Below are 18,068 nucleotides of genomic sequence, written 5' to 3'. Positions count from 1 at the left end.
AAAAACTCAGTGCCTTAGCGACTTAGTGGCTCAGAACCTTCCGAAAACAAAAACTCAATCACTTTATCATACAAATCGTCATCGTGCATTCCGTGACCTAAACCTTTGGTCTCAATAAACTGACTGTTTTTCCAGTTACTGGCAATCTTTTTACCTTCTGCAAAAGCTACAATTTTGTCTGAAGTATCGTGTGCAATTAGTCCCGAAACATTAAATTCTGAAGCAAATTTTTGTCCGGAGAAATCTTCCAGTTTAAAATTAAAATGTGTTAAAAACCGACTTTCTAAAAGTGAAAATATTTTGGTATTTAAACTTAACATCGAAACATAATTGTCAATCAATGTCTTTAAATCCGATGGAGCGCCAAGAATTACCATTTTATTAATACTCGTATTCGGGAATAAATATTGATGGTAAACACAAGCTGCGCCACCTATCGAATGACCAATAATAATTGTAGGTTGGTATTTTTCGACAGCTTTATTGATAAATTCAGCATAAAGCGGAATATTAAATTCCTTACCGCTGCTTTGCCCGTGAGCGGGAGCATCAATTGCAATAATAGTGCTTCCGGATTTTTGAAGATGCGGTAAAGTTTTTTTCCAGCGCGAGGCATTACTTTCCCATCCGTGAACCAATAAAATTTTAGTTTCATTTCCTTTCCATATATAAGTCTGAAAATGATGTTCGTTATGATGAAACGTTTCTGTTTCTGTATTTTTTAATATTTTGGGTAAGTTTTCCTTCTGGAGTCTTCCAATTCTAGGCTGACTAAAAAGTGCGTAAGAAAGTGCAACAGCTTTTTGCGGACGTACGTAACTCAGAAAGTTGATATATTGCCCGACCGATTTTAATGTAATGAAACGGATTCCTTTTTTAATTCCCAAAGCTTATTTTTTTTATAAAGATAAAAAATGTTTTGCCACAGATTAAAATGATTTTCACAGATTAGTAAAAAGTTTCGCCACGAATTTCAGGATCAACACTAATTAATTCGTGATAATTCGTGAAATTCGTGGCGAAAAAATACAGATTTGTAAAATCATTTTAATCTGTGGCAAGAAAAATAATCGCAAAAAAAAGTCCCGATTAAATCGGGACAGTTATTTAGAATTTAGAGAACAATTGTTCCATTTTTTCTTTTTCTTCTTCAGCTAATGCGCTGTCAACTAAAATTCTTCCAGAGTGCTCATCAGTAATGATTTTCTTTCTAGAAGCAATTTCTACCTGAGTTTGTGGCGGGATTGTGAAGAATGATCCTGCAGATGCTCCTCTTTCGATAGATACAACAGCTAAACCGTTACGAACACTAGTTCTGATTCTAGTATAAGCAGCTAATAATCTTTCTTCAATCTGAGCAGAAAACTCAGCTGATTTCTCAGATAAGAAGATTTCTTCTTTTTGAGTTTCAGCCATGATAGCGTCTAATTCAGATTTTTTATGTTTTAAATGAGAACTTTTAGCGTCAAGTTTTTCTTTTAAGTTAGATGTAACTTCTTTCTTGTGCTCAATAGAAGCTTTCATTTCTTTGATTTGCTTTTCAGCCAATTGAATTTCTAATTCCTGAAATTCAACCTCTTTAGTCAAAGAATTAAATTCTCTGTTATTACGAACTGATTCTTGTTGTTTTGTGTATTTTTTGATAACTTCTTTGTGCTCATCAATCGCATTTTTCTTTGATTTGATAAGATCCTCAATAACCTCAAGTTCACTTTTCAGTTTTTCTGAACGCGTGCTTAAACCTGCAACTTCATCTTCTAAATCTTCCACTTCTAAAGGAAGTTCACCTCTCACGTTTCTGATTTCGTCAATTCTAGAGTCAATAAGCTGTAAATCGTATATCGCTCTTAACTTGTCCTCAACACTTAATTCTTTCGTATTCGCCATATTCTATAAGTACTTAACTGGATTTGTATTTTCTTCTGATAAAATGATGGCAAAATTAAGGATTTTTTTTCGAAGATAATCAACAATATAGTTTTTTGTATAGCGTTCGCTCTCAAAATGACCAATATCGGCTAAAAGTAACCTGTTTTCTGCTTCGTAAAATTGATGGTATTTTAAATCAGCAGTCAAAAAAGCATCGGCTCCAGACATGATGGCATTTTTTATGGCATAACTTCCAGATCCGCCCAAAACAGCAACTTTCTTTATTTTCTTTCCTAAAAATGCAGAATGTCGAATTCCGTCTGCAATCATTTTATCTTTAACGAAGTGTAAAAATTCTTTTTCATCCATTTCAGTTTCAAGTTCACCAATCATTCCCAAACCAATATTTTGATGTGAATTTTTGAGATCATAAACTTCATAAGCGACTTCTTCATATATATGATTGGCAAAAAGTGCTTTCAGAATTTTGGGGTGCAAATGTTTTTCGAATATAACTTCAATTTTTATTTCAGTTCCCGTGTGTAATTTTCCTTTTTCTCCAATAACCGGATTGCTATTTTCATTTCCCTGAAAAGTAAAAAAACCTTCGGTATTAAAACTGCAATTGTCATAATTACCAATTGTTCCTGCACCAGCATGAAACATGGCATTTCTAACTTTTTCAGCATTTTCCGGAGTAGTGTAAGTAACTAATTTTTGAATGAAATTTTGTTTCGGAATCAAAACTTTAGTATTGGTTAAACCTAAAGCATCGCAGAATATTTTATTTACGCCAGCGGAATGATTATCGAGCGCGGTATGAACAGCATAAATTGCGATGTCGTTTTTGATGGCTTTCAAAATCGCACGTTCGACGTAATTTTTACCGGTAATTTTTTTAATTCCGGAAAATAATATCGGGTGAAAACAAACAACAAGATTACAGTTTTTAGCAATGGCTTCGTCAATTACATTTTCAAGAGCATCATGACAAACCAAAACTCCGGTGCTTTCAGTTTCTGAATTTCCGACTAAAAGACCAACATTGTCAAAATCTTCGGCGTATGCCAAAGGTGCCATTTTTTCGAGAACTGCTAATATTTCTTTGATTTTCATTTTTGATTTTTGTTTCAGGTTTGAAGTTTCAGGTTTATATTTTGTTAACCGGAAACTTTAAAGTTGAACAAATTAACGAATAAACGTATCAACTTTAAAATATTTGAAGGATATTGTTTTGAGTAAATTCGTATAATAGTATTACAGGTATTACCAGTATTACTAATTTTGTATCTTTGTATTAAATCAAATGACTATGAAAACGCTAACCATAAAAATAAACGAACGCACAAAGGCTGGAAAAGCTTTTATTGCGATGTCTGATGCTTTTAGAGGTGTTGATGGGATTGAAATTATTGAAACAGATTCAAAGAAAATTAAAAAAGATGAAACTCCTTATAATCCTGAATTTGTAAAAATGGTTTTAGATTCAGCGAAACGAGGTGATTATACAGAAGTTGATCCAAAAGATGTATGGGGAAGTTTAGGCTTAAAATAGAAAGATTGGCCGAGTCACATTTACAAAAACATTTTAAAGCAGGTAATCAGGCCAGTATTAAAAAAATCAGTCAGATATTAGATGAACTTAGTGAAACTCCTTATGAAGGCGTTGGGAAGCCAGAAGCATTAAAACATGGACTTAGTGGATTTTGGTCAAGAGAAATAAATGCTAAGGACAGAATTGTATATAAAGTACAGGAAGATATTGTAACCGTTTTTGTGATTTCTGCAATGGGACATTATTCTGATAAATAATTTTATGAACTTACTTCGAAAAATACTTTTTCCGTTTGCTGTTTTATACGGATTCATTACTACAATCAGGAATTTACTTTTTGATAAAGGGATTTTAAAATCAACTTCATTTGATATTCCTGTAATTGCAGTTGGGAATTTAAGCGTTGGCGGAACCGGTAAAACACCTCAAATAGAATATCTTATTCGGTTATTAGCCAATCAATATAAAGTGGCAACTTTAAGCCGCGGTTATAAACGTAAGTCTGAAGGTTTTGTTTTAGCCAGTGCAATTTCAAATGCTGAAGTTTTAGGTGATGAACCTTTTCAGTTTTACCAAAAATTCCCAAATATTCAGGTTGCAGTTGATGCGAATAGAACTAACGGAATTACACAATTACTTTCGCAGGATCAAAAACCGCAAGTTATTTTATTAGATGACGCGTATCAACACCGAAAAGTAAAAGCAGGATTTTATATTTTATTGAGTTCATACGGTGATTTGTACGCAGATGATTTTATGCTGCCTACCGGAAATTTACGTGAAAGCAAAAGCGGGGCAAACAGAGCGAATATCGTGATAATTACAAAATGTCCGAAGAATTTATCTGATGATAAACAAGCAGAAATTCGTCTTAAATTGAAACTTACATGTTCGCAACAAATCTATTTTACTTTTATAGATTATGATGATAATATTTATGGTAAAGACGAAAGAATCGCTGTAAATGAAATTAAAAACGAATCAAAACTACTTCTCGCAGGAATTGCAAAACCAACACCGTTTTTTGATTATTTAAAAAATGAAAATGACGAATGTCTGACTTTTCCGGATCATCATAATTTTTCGGATTCAGATTTAGAATCGATTCAGAATAAAGCTGGAAATAAAAAGATTATTACAACAGAGAAAGATTATGTGCGTTTAAAAGATTCTAAACTAGTTTCACAATTGTATTATTTACCTATAAAAAGTACATTTATCAATCATCATCAAAATTTTGATGCAACGATTTTAGAATACATAAAAACAAACTTAGTTACTTAGCATCTCAGAACCTTAGTAACTTAGAGAAAATCAATCAAAAAACCTCGCGATCGTACTATAAAACTCATCCGGAACAAATGGTTTTGTAATTACATCATTCATCCCAAAAGATAAAAGCATGTCTCTGTTCTCGTCCAGCGAAATAGCTGTTAAAGCGATAATAGGCGTTGTTTGGTCAAATTCTCTAATAAGTTTTGTAGCAGTTGTTCCATTGATTCCGGGTAAATGAACATCCATTAATATCATATCGAAACGTTTTACTTTTAAAAGTTCAATAGCATCTTCGCCATTATCGATTATTTCGCAGGTAATAACTTTGTTTTCAAGCATTTTGCGAGTAATCATCTGGTTGATTTTATTATCCTCAATCAACAAAATCGACTTGTGTTTTAATTGTTTGTCGTTATAAGATTTTGTTTCTTCTACTATTTCTAAAGGTTCTTGATTGATCTTGAAATTTAATTTAAAGGTAAAAGTGGAACCTTTGCCAACTTCACTTTTTAGTTTTATTTCGCCACCTAAAAGTTCAATTAATTTTTTTACGATTGTAAGCCCTAAACCCGTTCCTCCATATTTTCGGTTGACTTCAATTGATCCTTGCGAAAAACTTTCAAAAACCGTTTGTAATTTATCTTCGGGTATTCCAATTCCAGTGTCGACAATTTCAAAATAAACGGTTGCATTTTCTTCCGCAATAGCGTATAATTTTGCAATTACATTTACATTTCCGTTTTGCGTAAATTTTAATGCGTTGTTAATGAGGTTTAAAATGATTTGCGATATTTTAGTAGGATCACCAATTAAATGATCCGGAATTGCTTCGTCAATATCAAGGTTAAAATAATTTTTATTAGCAGTTGCTAATTCTTTTAACGAAGTTTGAATGTTGAATAATAACTCTTTTAAATTGAAGCAAATGTTTTCTATTTCAACTTTTGTTGAGTCAATTTTATTTATTTCGAGGATTTCGTTTATGAAAGTAGTAAGGTAATTTCCGGAAAATTTTAAGGATTCTAAATACTTTAATTGTGTTTTTTTAGGATTGTCCTCAAGAAGTAAATGTGTAATTCCGTTAATAGCATTTAGCGGCGTCCGAAGTTCGTGACTTACAGTTGATAAAAATTCTGATCTGGCTTTTGATGCTTTTTCAGCTTTATTTTTAGCCAGAATTAGTTCTTTATTTTTTTCTCTTAAAAGTAAATTATTCTGATTCCGAATAATATTATTTTTATAAAGTGCCAAGCTTAAAAGTGATAAAATAGAAATAAGCGCAATTGCTAAAATACTGACCAATTTTGAATAACGATATGTTTTTAACTGAATTTTTTCTTCACTTTCCCGTTTGAGAGTATTATTTAAGGATTGATTTTTTTTGAATTTCTCAAACTCGTTAAGATCTAGTTTGGCATTTTTTAATTTTAAAAGATAATTCTCAATCTGATAATGTTCATCTAAATAAGAATAGGCGAGGTCAAAATTTTTATTCTGTTTGTAATATTGGCTTATTGCTAAAATGATTTTTGATTTTTGAGCCAGATTGCTTGTTTTTTCGTTGTAATCTAAAGCGCTGTCAAAGTAAATAATTGCCGAATCGTTTCGTCTTAGCTGTGTTTCAATTAAACCAAGCTGATAATATGAATTGGTTTTGGTTTTTATAATCGACGGATGATCTTGCTTTTGGGTTATTTGCCGGAAATATTTTGCAGCTAGTGGTAAGTTTCTGCTTGTTTTTAAAGCCATCGCTTTTTGATACCGTAAAACTTCGGCACTGTCAACAATTTTCAGCTCTTTTAAAAGTTTCTCGGCTTTTTTATAATAAATATCGGCAGTTTCGTAATTACCTTTTGCGGTATTTGTAACACCAATATAATGCAACGCCAGAACTTTGGTACAAGTTGGTTTTACATTATCAAATAAAGAGACGCTTTTATGGAAGTTTTTTAGCGCCTCGTCATAATTTTTTTGATTGTAATAAATTTTCCCAAGCTTGAAAGTCTGATTGGCTAAATTTTCTTCTTTATGGTTTGATTCGCAAAAATCAATTGACTTTTTAGTATAAAAAACAGCCTTATAGAATTTTTTACTGTTGAGATTATTATCTACCAGTTTGTTATAATAGAAAACACTATCCGTATTCTGTTTGGTTTGAGAATACAAAAATGAATTAAAAAAACAAGCAACAATAAAAAGGTGATATTTCATGTATGGCAATGCTTTTACAATGAATCTATTCTATGTTTTTCTTATCAGTAAAATCAAATCAATTAATCTCGATGAATAGCCAATTTCGTTATCGTACCAACCCACAACTTTCACCATTTTATCAATAACGGAAGTTAATTGTGCGTCAAACAAACACGAATGTGTGTTGCCAATTACATCAACAGAAACGATAGGATCTTCTGTGTAATCTAATATTCCTTTTAAATTTGTTTTTGAGGCTTTTTGGAATGCTTTATTAATTTCTTCAATAGTAACAGCACGTTTTACATTAAACGTAATATCTGTCAGTGAACCGTCGGGAACGGGAACTCGAATTCCACAACCTCCGATTTTTTCATGCAATTTAGGGAAAATTTTCGTTAATGCCTTAGCTGCACCTGTAGTTGTTGGAACAATTGACTGACTTGCGCCTCTTGCACGGCGTAAATCCTTATGCGGCTGGTCGTGAAGACTTTGGTCTGTTGTGTAAGAATGTATTGTTGTTATGTAAGCTTGCTCAATTCCGCATAATTCATCGATGATTTTTATCATCGGAGCAGCATTATTTGTCGTACAGCTTGCATTAGAAACAATGTTTTCAGTTCCGTCCAGAATGTGTTCATTAACGCCTAAAACTACAGTTTTTATAGTATCAACTTCTGATGGAGCAGAAAGTATTACTTTTTTTGCTCCGGCTTCAAGATGTGCATTTAGTTCTTCGTGCGTTTTATATTTTCCTGTAGATTCTACTACAAAATCAATATTATGGCTTTTCCAGTCTAAATTTGAAATTTTTTTTTCGTGAAAAAATAAATAATGCTTTTCGTTGACAATGATTCCTTTTTCGTCGTGACTTACAATAAAAGGCAAAACGCCATGAATACTGTCGTATTTTATTAAATGCGCCATGGTTTTATTATCGGCAATATCGTTGATGGCAACAACTTCAATATCAGGATGGTTTAAAAGTAAACGGAATAAATTTCTACCAATTCTTCCAAAACCATTAATAGCAATTCTTGTTTTCAATTTTTTTGTTTATTCGGTTAATTGATTATTTGTTTAATCGGTTTGACCAATTAAACAAATAAACGATTAAACTTTTAAAGAATGTGTTTTTGTGCTTTGTATGAAGAACGAACAAGTGGTCCGCTTTCAACATGACGGAAACCTAATTCAAGACCAAATTTCTCATATATTGCGAACTGATCCGGTGTTATAAATTCTTTTACTGGTAAATGTTTTTTACTTGGCTGTAGGTATTGACCAATAGTAACAACATCAACATTTGCATTACGCAAATCTGTCATAGTCTGGAAAACTTCTTCTTCAGTTTCTCCTAAACCCAGCATAATTCCGGATTTAGTTCTGTTGATTCCTTTTTCTTTCAGGTAACGTAAAACTTCTAAACTACGATCGTATTTTGCCTGAATACGTACTTCACGTGTCAAACGACGAACGGTTTCAACGTTATGAGATACCACTTCAGGATTTGCTTCAACAATTCTGTCAATATTTCTTTCAATTCCCTGAAAATCAGGAATTAAAGTTTCAAGAGTAGTATTAGGATTCATTCTGCGAATTGCCTTTACGGTTTCAATCCAGATGATAGAACCGCCATCTTTTAAATCATCTCTGTCAACACTTGTAATTACAGCATGTTTAATGTTCATGATCTTTATAGAACGTGCTACTTTTTCAGGTTCGTCCCAATCTACCGTTTCAGGTCTTCCGGTTTTTACACCGCAAAATCCGCACGAACGGGTACAAACGTTTCCTAAAATCATAAAAGTTGCTGTTCCTTCGCCCCAACATTCACCCATATTTGGGCAACTTCCTGAGGTACAAATGGTGTTTAAGCTATATTTATCGACTAAACCACGAAGTTCAGTATATTTTTGTCCAATTGGAAGTTTAACTTTTAACCATTTAGGTTTTCCTACAGGTACATTTTCAACGACTGTTTCCATATATCAAAATTCAAAGTACAAAGATAAGGAATGTAGTTTATTTGGAGATTCGTTTAGGATTTAATTTGGTATGGATCTGTAATAGTTTGAAAAAATCTTTTTGACAATAAATTTACGGTCGTGTTAAATTATTGTTTTTAAATCATGAAGCTAATTAAAATGGCTTTTTTTTGTTTGTTAATTTGAATAAGAAGAATAATAATGACAGAATGTCAATTTTTACTCGTTTAATATTTATACCTTTATTTGTTATAAAATGATTTTAATTCAAATAGAAATACGTAAACATTGTAATACATTTGTTGTTAAATTGTAATAATATAAAACATGAAAAAGAAATTTATTGTATTGGGAGTTTTGTTTGCCACTTTTGGTTTTACTAAAATGAATGCCCAGATTAATTTTGGAGAAAAAGCTATTGGAGCCGTTCAAAAAGGAGTAAGTGGTTTTACATTTAGTAATGCTGATGCTGCTGCGCTGTCTAAAGCTGCGGTAGATAAAATGGATACTGAACATGAAGTTGCAGCGGCGACTGATCCTTACGCTTTAAGACTGAACAGAGTATTTGGGAAATATACTGCCGGTGATGGTTATACATTAAACTATAAAGTTTACAAATTAAAAGAAGTAAATGCTTTTGCAACCGCTGACGGAAGTGTTCGTGTATATTCAGGATTAATGGATATTATGGATGATAATGAATTATTAGCAGTAATTGGTCACGAAATTGGTCACGTTGCTAATCATGACTCTCAGGATGCTATAAAAGCTGTTTATAAAAAAGAGGCTTTAATGGATGCAGCAGCTTCACAATCTACAAAGCTTGCGACAATTACAGATAGTCAATTAGGAAAAATAGGAAGTTCTATTATCGATAGTAAATTCAGCCGTAAGCAAGAATCAGAAGCTGATTTGTTTTCGTATAACTTTTTGAAAAAGAATGGTTACAATGTAAATGCTGAAGAATCTGCTTTTAGAATTCTGGCGAAAATGAGCGAAGGAACCGAAGCTTCCTTCATCGATCAGATGATGAGTTCACATCCGGATTCAAAACAAAGAGCTGACGATGCTAAAGCCAGAGCAGAAAAAGATGGTTTGTATAAAGCGTATGTGCAACAAAAAATTGTAAATACTGCCCCGGTTGTAAAAACAACAACAAAGAAAACTACAACTAAAAAAACAACAACTAAAAAGAAATAATATTTTTAGTTTTTTAGATACAAAACCCGACAGATTTTACAATTTGTCGGGTTTGTTATTTTATGGTTTAGCCTAAAACGTGAAAAGCCAATACTTTTTGTACGTCGTATACATTTACAGATTTATTAAACTGTTTTACGATACTTGGATTTAATTCGCTAGAAACCCAGATTTTCAATTCGGCATCAAGATCAAAAGTTCCGGCAGTTTCTACGCTAAAGCGAGTGATACTTTTGTAAGCAATTGATTTGTATTCGGTTTTACTTCCTGTAATTCCTTGTACGTCAACCAAAATTAATCTTTTGTTTGTGAAAATAAAAGTGTCACGAATAAGTTTAAAACCCATTTCGATTTCTTCATTATCAGTTAAAAGCTGACCGTATTTTTTAATTAAATCTTCCTGACTTACTGAACCAGCGTTACCAAGAATAGCTGAAAATATTCCCATTTTTTATTTTTTAATTTTAATAGATTTTGATTTTCCTTTAAGGAGTTGTAAAAGTAATTAAAATTAAAAATAATATCGTTTTTCTAAGTATTAAGAGATTAAAATTTAATTACGCAAAGTCGCAGAATCGTAAAGTTTTTTAATTTTATTCTTTGCGACTTCGCGACTTTGCGTGATTTAAAAAAAAACTTAATCTTTCTTTAATATCTGATATTTCAATTAAAAGCATAAAAAAGCAGAACCTAAATTCTGCTTTTTGTTTTTTATTCTGCTTCCGTTTTTATTGTTATTGGAAGGTTATAGGCAGTTCGAACTGCTTTCCCGTTTAATACTCCGGGAATCCATTTTGTTTTTAGTGATTTTAAAACTCTGATAGCTTCTTTTCCAAGTCCGTAACCAGGATCGTTTTTTACCATGATATCAGTTATAGAACCGTCTCTTTCAATTACGAACGACACATATACTTTTAATGTTCTGTCTGCATCCAATTCCGGCTTGTTGAAATTGTTGCCTACATAAGTATAAAACTTAGCCATTCCTCCTGGAAATTCTGGTAGTTTGTCTAAAAGTGCAGGATTTAAGGGCTCATTAGTTACTACAGGCACAATAGCGTCTCCAACTACACCTCCAGTTGTTGGCATTGTATTCACACCAGGTCCTGTTCCTTCAGGATTTTGTACTCCCGTTGTGTTATTTGCATTAGTTGCAATTTCCGGAAGTGCCTGATCTGGTGCAGTAATAACAGGATGTGTTAATTGCGTACTTGTAGAGGGCGCTGCGGCTGCACTTTGTTGCTGAGGAACAATTGGTTCTGGTTTAACCGGCTGAACTGGAATTACAGGCATATCTACAACTGTAAATGGGTCATAAATAGTAGGTTCGGTTTCTACAGGATCCTGGATCCTAAATTTGTTAATTAACATTGATACACTTCCCAAAGCGGCTAATAATAGCAAACCCATAAATAGAGCGGTAATGGTGGTTTTTGAATTCTCCTGGCGTAATTGATACGCACCGTACTCTTTGTTTTTGTTTTCGAAAACAAGATTGGTCCAACTTGCTTTGTAGATACTGGATTTAGACATGATTATGGATTTTAAGGTTAAGTAACGTTTAACTCATAAGCAATAAGGTTTTGGGTTTAGCTAACAACAGAAATGTTGTAGTTTTAAGATGTAAATAATTTACTTTTTTAAGAATAAATCGAATGATATGTTATTCTTTATCTAAAGATAATAAATTATCGATTACGTTCGATAATTTCTGCTAATAATTTTTTAGCGCGAAGTAATTTTACTTTTACGTTGCTCAAAGGCTCATCGATTTTAAGTGCGATTTCCTGATAAGTCATTTCCTGAAAGTAACGTAAATGTATTACTTCCTGATAATGTGGTTTCAGTTCTTTGATGCATTGAAGTAAGCGGGAAAGATTTTGTTCTTTAATTAAAGCATCTTCCGCAGATGGAGTAGTATCGGCGATATTATATGCCTGTTGATCTTCGGTATCAGTGATTTCTATAAAAAGATTGGTTTTCTTTTTACGTAATAAATCAATATATACGTTTTTTGCAATAGCAATTAACCAGGTATTAAATTGAAATTCAGGATTGTAAGATGCTATTTTGTCAAACGCTTTCGAGAAGGTTTCAATCGTAATATCTTCGGCAGTAGTTTCGTTTTCTGTACGTTTTAGCATAAAGCCATAAACTTCATTCCAGAAATAATCTAATAAAAAAGTAAAGGCGATTTGATCGCCCTTTTTTGCTTTTTCTATTTTAGAATTTATTTCCAATATACAGGTTTTGAAAAGATATTAGTTATAAAGATATTAATTTGCGTGAATATAAGCATGATTTCTACGATAGGAAACCAAACTTTAAGGTCATTTTCTTTTAATTTTCCTGCAGAAAATCCAATAATAGTCCATACTATAGTATATCGTGTTGCTAAAATGGCCAATACAGCAATCCATTGAAATTGGAAAGCCAATAATATTATAACTAATAAAAAGAAAAATAATTGTGATAAAAAGAATAAACCTAACTGCATTTTATCAAAAAACTTATAATGTTCAGCAGTAGATATATGTCTTCTTTTTTGGGTAAACCATTCTCCGTAAGTTTCTTTTGGTCTTGAATAAGTAAAACTTTCCGGTGTATATGAAATCGTCGTATTTTCTTTGGTTGCAGCCTGATTAATAAATAAATCGTCATCGCCTGAACGAATTTGAATGTGCTCAATAAAACCATTTACATTAAAAAATTCCTCTTTTTTATACGCTAAATTTCTTCCAACGCCCATATAAGGAAGTCCTAATTTTGCCCATGAAAAATATTGTACAGCCGTTAAAACAGTTTCAAAACGGATAATCTTATTCAATAATGAACGTTCGATTTTTTCGTATCCGCCATATCCCAGAACAATAGTTTTGTTCATTGTGAATTGCGAAGTCATTGCAGTAATCCAATCTTTTGAAGTTGGGTAACAATCTGCATCAGTAAAAAGCAAATATTCTTTTTGTGAAGCTTTGATTCCTAAAGTTAAAGCGTATTTTTTATTACCCCAAAAAGCTTCGTTATTTTGTACTTTAACCAAGCGGATATTAGGATATTGTTGTTCAAATTGCTCAAAAACTTCTAAAGTTTCGTCGCTTGAAGCATCGTCAATTAAAACAATTTCAAAATCAGGATAATTTTGTTCTGCTAATAACGGAATAAACTTTTTGACATTTTCTTCTTCATTTTTAGCACAAACAATTACCGAAACGGGGAGTTTTTTTGATGTAATCTCTTGTGGTTTACCAAAAGCAAATTTTCCAAAAATTCCTAAGTAATAGAAAATTTGAATAAAAACAATAGCAATAAAGAAGTAAAATAAAGTTATAAGCATCTGATTTTAATGTCTTTTAATTTCTGAATCTTGCGCGTGCAAATGTACTTATGAATTCCTGGATTTCAATGGCTAAAGCCAATTTACTTTCGGCATTTCGACATTTCTTTCGCAACAGCAATAGCCTGAGGGTTTTCAGTTTTTTCTAATTCCGAAATTATATTTTTATAATTGTGATCATCTCTGTTCTGCGATAGTTTTTTTGTAGCCTGAATTTCATCAATTTCAATTTCAAAAGCAAAAATTCCTCTCGCTTCACGCATTGTTTTTACAGACAAATCTTCAACACGAACGGGATTCACAGAACCTGCCTCATATTTGTCCACTAATTTTTTAAGCTGTTCAACTCCTGTTTCATAGTCCACAATTTTTATGCGCCCATAAACATGCACGGCTATATAATTCCAGGTTGGTACATTTTCATGATCGTACCATGAAGATGAAATATAACTGTGCGGACCTGAAAATATAGCTAAAACCTGATCGTTTTCTGCAAAACCTTCTGCTTGCGGATTCAGTTTTGAAATATGACCTTCTAAAATTTCTTTTCCGTCAGCATTAATTTCAAGTTCTATCGGGATATGTGTAGCACAAAATTTTCCGTGAGTCTGATTTACAAGGATTCCAAAACTATTCTCTTTTAAGAAAGTTCTGATCGATTCCTGATCTTCGTCTTTGTATATATTAGGAGTATACATTTTTATAAATTTTGATTTAAAGATTTCCCCAAACAAATATCTTCTGGTCGATCTGTATATTTTCCGTAATTCGGAATTATTTTATAACCTTGTTTTTGATAAAACCGAATGGCGCTTTCATTCTTTAATCGTGTTTCTAAAACCAAATCAGTATAGCCAAGTGTTACGGCTTTCTCTTCTAAAACGAAGATAAAGATTTGCTGACAATTCCTCTATTATTGCTGCAACTTTTTCATCTGGATTTGTTATTTTTATGGAAATTGCTTCTGTGATTTATTTGAAAAAAAATGATTTTAAGTTGTCACATCGAGCGGAGTCGAGATGCTTTTGTATTATAAAGGACTTCGACTCCGCTCAGTCTGACAATAATATTAATTCGTGGTAATTTGTGTAATTCGTGGCAACTATTTTCATATCACATTAACTTCCGCTTCAATATGAATACCGAAAGTTTCAAAAACAGTTTTTTGAACATCTCTGGAAACTGCTAAAATTTCCTGTCCTGTTGCATTTCCGTAATTTACTAAAACTAATGCCTGATTTTTATGAACTCCCGCATCTCCAAAACGTTTTCCTTTAAAACCTGCTTGTTCAATTAACCAACCAGCCGGAACTTTTACTTCAGTTTCTGAAACTTCATAATATTTCATTTCCGGAAACTTCTGATGAATTTTCTCGAAATCAGATTTTAATAAAATTGGGTTTTTAAAGAAACTTCCGCTATTTCCTAATTCTTTTGGATCCGGTAATTTGCTTTGTCTGATGGCAATTACAGCATTACTCACATCTTTTAAAGTGGGAGTTGTAATATTATTTTTCGCCAATTCAGCGGTAATATCTCCGTAAGAAGTATTGATTTTATGATTGCGTTTTGTCAATTTATACACTACAGATGTAATGATATATTGGTCTTTAATTTCATTTTTGAAAATACTTTCTCTGTAACCAAAATTGCATTCAGCATTTGTGAATGTTTTTATTTCCAAAGAATTGATATTGATCGCCTCACAAGAAACAAAAGTGTCTTTTATCTCGGTTCCGTAAGCACCAATATTCTGAACCGGAGTTGTGCCAACATTTCCGGGAATAAGTGACATGTTTTCTAAACCGCCAAAATTGTTTTCGATAGTATAAAGTACGAAATCATGCCAGGTTTCTCCCGCCTGACTTTCAACCCAAACAAAATCTTCATCTTTTTTAATGATTTTTTTACCTTTTAAATCAATGTGAATTACCAATGCATCAATATCTTGGGTCAAAAGCATATTGCTTCCTCCGCCTAAAATAAATTTCTTCTCGTTTTTATGTTCTTCTAAAATAGTTTTCAATTCATCTACACAATGAACGGCAATAAATTGTTTTGCTTTGGCTTCAATGCCAAAAGTATTGTAGTTTTTTAAAGAAAAATTGGATTGGATTTCCATAAATAAAAGGCTTTTTGAATCCCGAAATTTCAGGATAATTCTGAGTTCAAAAGTAACGATTATAATTTATTTGAGTATATTTTTTACAGAATAACAAATAATAAAATTTTACTTTAAAGCTGCAATAAAAAGTTGCATTTCGTTCATAGTTCCAATAGTAATTCTGGTCCACTTTCCGTTTTCTTCATAGATTTTTGTACCCAATATATTATGATTTTCCAATTGCTTGAAATAATCTTTTTTATAGTTTTCTAAAGAGAAATAAAGGAAATTTGAATAAGACGGAATGCAAGTCAGGTTTAATTGTGTAAGTTGGGCAATAGTATATTTCTTAACTTCTTCATTATTAGAATTAACTTGTTTAACGAAATTTTCATCCTGTAAAGATGCTATTGCGCCGGCAGTTGAAACAACGCTTACAGAATCGTTAGCCGATGATTTTAAACTGCTGATTTCTTCAATAGTCGCAGGATTTGCAATGGCATAACCAACGCGTGCGCCAGCTAATCCGTACATTTTTGAAAAAGTTTTAGTAATAATTAGGTTTTTATTTTCCGTAACCGAGTTGCTTAATGATTGTTCTTTAGTAAAATCGATATAAGCTTCATCTACAAATACAATAACTTTTTTTGTTGCTTCATTTATAAATGATACCAGTTTTTCTCTATCGCATATTGTTCCTGTTGGATTATTAGGATTACAGATGTAGATCATTTTTGTATCGGCGTCAATTGCTTTCAACATTGCCGTTAAATCATGTTTTTTGTCTTTGGTTAATGGAATTTTAATTTTTTTAAGTCCCAATTTTTCACAAGGAGCTGTCCAGTAATTGTATGTAGTTTCGGCCATTATGAAATTACCTTTTTTTAGAGCAGTATATTGAAGTACTAAATCTAAAATTTCGGTTGAACCCGCACCAAGTAAAATATTATTGTCTGCAAGATTATTTTTTTTGGCAAGAGCAGAAATTAATTCTGATTCAAGATCCCAGCCGTATCGATTACTGTTATTGACGCTTTTTGTCATTGCGATACGAGCAAGCGGAGACGGACCGTAAGGATTTTCATTTGACCTTAATAATATAGGTGAAGTATCAAAATCAGGTAAAACATAATCTTCTGCTAACGGATTTGCAAATGTTTCAAATGGGATAAAACCTAAACTTATTGTGCCTAAACCTATTTGTTTTAGCCAGTTTCTTCTGTTATTCATCTTTATTTCAGGAATTAATTAAACGATTCAGTGAAACAGTATGACGTTGAAATTGGAAAATTGTTACGTGTTGTGAGGTTTTTACTGCAAAGTTCGCAAAGATTTGTGTTGATAAAGCTTTGCGAACTTTGTGTTTTTCTATTTATAATGTAAAATAAAATCTTAGCGCCCTTTGCGGTAAATCACGCTAGAGAATCCAACAACTCATGATATTTATCTGCAATAATCTTCATATTGATATCATAATTAGCATTTTCTTCAACAAATTTTCTGTTTTGAAGAATCGCATTATTTCGGGAATCAGTATTTTCAAAAGACCAGATTAATTCTTCGGCAAGCATTTCGATATTATCAATTTCAATTAATTGTCCGTTTTCACGATGATTAATCCAGCTTTGATTTCCTGGAATATCAGAAACTACGGGATAGCAATTACAAGCCATCGCCTCAAATAATGAAGCCGAAACGCCTTCGGTAATTGGCATACTGATATAAATATTGGATTGTTGTAATAATTTAGGAAGTTCAGTATTTGGAATTCTTCCTGTAAAAATTACTTTATTTTCGATTTGTAAAGCTGAGGCTAAATCTTTTAAGGATTGTAAACGAGTTCCGTCGCCAACAATTGTCAAAGAAAAATCAATTCCTTTTTTATGTAAAATGGCAAAAGCCTTCAAGATTGAATCATGTCGATATTCAGGTTGTAAAGAACGCGTTACAATTGCCTCAATTTTATTCGAATTATTGATTGAAGGCGAAAAAAGCGTTAAGTCAATTCCTTTTGGGATAACCAAAACTTTATTCATGTCAACGCCAATTGCTTTCATCGAAATTGTCATAACCGGACCCCAGGCATGAATTAAATCGGCTTTTTTGAATGCGTGTTTCTGAATTATTTTCTTGAAAGGCAATAAAACCGAACCATCCGGCCATAAATCAGTTCGGCCTTGCTGGGCGATTGCAACAGGATGCATTCCTGAAATTGCAGCCAGAAAACCATAACTTGTGGTTCTTTCGGCGATAATCATATCGGGTTTTTGCTCACGAATTGTTTTCCGAATAGAAATAGGAGAGAAGGCGTATTCTAAAATGCGCTTGAATCTGTTGAGTTTTGTATTGTTTGGCGTTTGAAGTTCCCAGGTGCAAATTTCAAAATCGCCAAATTCTTTCAAACCATTCATCCATGTAATAGCGTCGGCACGGTACGATTCTCCAAGAAAAAGTATTTTCTTTTTAGTCATTTGGGATTTGGTTTTTACCACAAATTTCACAAATTAGCACAAATTGCATTTTTGGAAATTGTAATTGAAAGTTTTA

18 protein-coding genes are annotated in these 18,068 nt (G+C 32.4%); 4 read left to right on the top strand and 14 right to left on the bottom strand.

Annotation, left to right across the window (positions count from 1 at the left end):
• Positions 1 to 14: 14 nt before the first annotated feature.
• The 3 genes from ACHZDT_RS03820 to ACHZDT_RS03810 all read right to left on the bottom strand — a co-directional run bounded on the left by ACHZDT_RS03820 (position 15) and on the right by ACHZDT_RS03810 (position 2,985).
• The gene (locus tag ACHZDT_RS03820; RefSeq protein ID WP_394773329.1) at positions 15 to 887 is read right to left on the bottom strand and encodes an alpha/beta fold hydrolase; all 873 of its coding nucleotides are present in this window, start codon (positions 885 to 887) and stop codon (positions 15 to 17) included.
• 220 nt (positions 888 to 1,107) lie between these two features.
• Positions 1,108 to 1,887, bottom strand: a complete 780-nt coding sequence (locus ACHZDT_RS03815) for a zinc ribbon domain-containing protein (RefSeq protein ID WP_072964878.1) — start codon at positions 1,885 to 1,887, stop codon at positions 1,108 to 1,110.
• A gap of 3 nt (positions 1,888 to 1,890) precedes the next feature.
• Complete coding sequence (locus tag ACHZDT_RS03810) at positions 1,891 to 2,985, bottom strand: Nif3-like dinuclear metal center hexameric protein (protein WP_394773328.1); 1,095 nt, start codon at positions 2,983 to 2,985, stop codon at positions 1,891 to 1,893.
• A gap of 196 nt (positions 2,986 to 3,181) precedes the next feature.
• Here ACHZDT_RS03810 and ACHZDT_RS03805 point away from each other — a divergent pair, with 196 nt between their 5' ends.
• Genes ACHZDT_RS03805 through lpxK form a run of 3 tightly spaced genes read left to right on the top strand, consistent with a single transcriptional unit; the run spans position 3,182 to position 4,708 of the window.
• Positions 3,182 to 3,424: a DUF2683 family protein gene (locus tag ACHZDT_RS03805; protein WP_394773327.1), complete on the top strand. Its 243-nt coding sequence runs from the start codon at positions 3,182 to 3,184 to the stop codon at positions 3,422 to 3,424.
• A gap of 5 nt (positions 3,425 to 3,429) precedes the next feature.
• Entirely contained in the window at positions 3,430 to 3,681 is a 252-nt protein-coding gene (locus tag ACHZDT_RS03800) for a Txe/YoeB family addiction module toxin (protein ID WP_394773326.1), read from the top strand.
• A gap of 4 nt (positions 3,682 to 3,685) precedes the next feature.
• Positions 3,686 to 4,708 carry a tetraacyldisaccharide 4'-kinase gene (lpxK, locus tag ACHZDT_RS03795; RefSeq protein WP_394773325.1) on the top strand — a complete coding sequence of 341 codons (1,023 nt, stop codon included), beginning with the start codon at positions 3,686 to 3,688 and terminating at the stop codon, positions 4,706 to 4,708.
• A 30-nt stretch (positions 4,709 to 4,738) separates the two neighbouring features.
• On the opposite strand, the gene ACHZDT_RS03790 is transcribed toward lpxK, so the two are convergent.
• The 3 genes from ACHZDT_RS03790 to lipA all read right to left on the bottom strand — a co-directional run bounded on the left by ACHZDT_RS03790 (position 4,739) and on the right by lipA (position 8,880).
• Complete coding sequence (locus ACHZDT_RS03790) at positions 4,739 to 6,910, bottom strand: ATP-binding protein (protein ID WP_394773324.1); 2,172 nt, start codon at positions 6,908 to 6,910, stop codon at positions 4,739 to 4,741.
• Positions 6,911 to 6,940: 30 nt separating this feature from the next.
• Positions 6,941 to 7,939 carry a type I glyceraldehyde-3-phosphate dehydrogenase gene (gene gap / locus ACHZDT_RS03785; RefSeq protein ID WP_394773323.1) on the bottom strand — a complete coding sequence of 333 codons (999 nt, stop codon included), beginning with the start codon at positions 7,937 to 7,939 and terminating at the stop codon, positions 6,941 to 6,943.
• A gap of 74 nt (positions 7,940 to 8,013) precedes the next feature.
• Positions 8,014 to 8,880, bottom strand: coding sequence for a lipoyl synthase (gene lipA, locus ACHZDT_RS03780; protein ID WP_213306861.1), 867 nt, complete (start codon positions 8,878 to 8,880; stop codon positions 8,014 to 8,016).
• Positions 8,881 to 9,207: 327 nt separating this feature from the next.
• On the opposite strand from lipA, the gene ACHZDT_RS03775 reads away from it, so the two are divergent.
• Positions 9,208 to 10,080 (top strand): M48 family metalloprotease, encoded by an 873-nt coding sequence (locus ACHZDT_RS03775; RefSeq protein WP_394773322.1) that lies wholly within the window; start codon positions 9,208 to 9,210, stop codon positions 10,078 to 10,080.
• Between the two features lie 67 nt (positions 10,081 to 10,147).
• Here ACHZDT_RS03775 and ACHZDT_RS03770 read toward each other — a convergent pair whose 3' ends face one another.
• The 8 genes from ACHZDT_RS03770 to ACHZDT_RS03735 form a co-directional block, all read right to left on the bottom strand.
• A complete protein-coding gene (locus ACHZDT_RS03770) occupies positions 10,148 to 10,528 on the bottom strand; it encodes a PH domain-containing protein (RefSeq protein ID WP_065450978.1) in 381 nt (126 codons plus the stop codon).
• A gap of 263 nt (positions 10,529 to 10,791) precedes the next feature.
• A complete protein-coding gene (locus tag ACHZDT_RS03765) occupies positions 10,792 to 11,613 on the bottom strand; it encodes an energy transducer TonB (RefSeq protein WP_394773321.1) in 822 nt (273 codons plus the stop codon).
• A gap of 155 nt (positions 11,614 to 11,768) precedes the next feature.
• Complete coding sequence (locus ACHZDT_RS03760) at positions 11,769 to 12,320, bottom strand: RNA polymerase sigma factor (RefSeq protein ID WP_213306855.1); 552 nt, start codon at positions 12,318 to 12,320, stop codon at positions 11,769 to 11,771.
• Positions 12,311 to 13,417, bottom strand: coding sequence for a glycosyltransferase (locus tag ACHZDT_RS03755; RefSeq protein ID WP_394773320.1), 1,107 nt, complete (start codon positions 13,415 to 13,417; stop codon positions 12,311 to 12,313). Before ACHZDT_RS03755 ends, ACHZDT_RS03760 begins: the two co-directional genes overlap by 10 nt.
• A gap of 83 nt (positions 13,418 to 13,500) precedes the next feature.
• Positions 13,501 to 14,115 (bottom strand): FMN-binding negative transcriptional regulator, encoded by a 615-nt coding sequence (locus ACHZDT_RS03750; protein WP_394773319.1) that lies wholly within the window; start codon positions 14,113 to 14,115, stop codon positions 13,501 to 13,503.
• A gap of 410 nt (positions 14,116 to 14,525) precedes the next feature.
• A complete protein-coding gene (murB, locus tag ACHZDT_RS03745) occupies positions 14,526 to 15,539 on the bottom strand; it encodes a UDP-N-acetylmuramate dehydrogenase (protein ID WP_394773318.1) in 1,014 nt (337 codons plus the stop codon).
• A 108-nt stretch (positions 15,540 to 15,647) separates the two neighbouring features.
• Positions 15,648 to 16,751 carry a histidinol-phosphate transaminase gene (hisC, locus tag ACHZDT_RS03740; protein WP_394773317.1) on the bottom strand — a complete coding sequence of 368 codons (1,104 nt, stop codon included), beginning with the start codon at positions 16,749 to 16,751 and terminating at the stop codon, positions 15,648 to 15,650.
• A 182-nt stretch (positions 16,752 to 16,933) separates the two neighbouring features.
• On the bottom strand, positions 16,934 to 17,992 hold the full coding sequence (locus ACHZDT_RS03735; RefSeq protein WP_394773316.1) for a glycosyltransferase: 1,059 nt from the start codon (positions 17,990 to 17,992) through the stop codon (positions 16,934 to 16,936).
• Between the last annotated feature and the right edge of the window lie 76 nt (positions 17,993 to 18,068).

It is taken from the genome of Flavobacterium sp. (genome assembly GCF_043722275.1).
Lineage (GTDB): Bacteria > Bacteroidota > Bacteroidia > Flavobacteriales > Flavobacteriaceae > Flavobacterium.
This window is presented reverse-complemented; position numbering and strand designations above follow the sequence as displayed.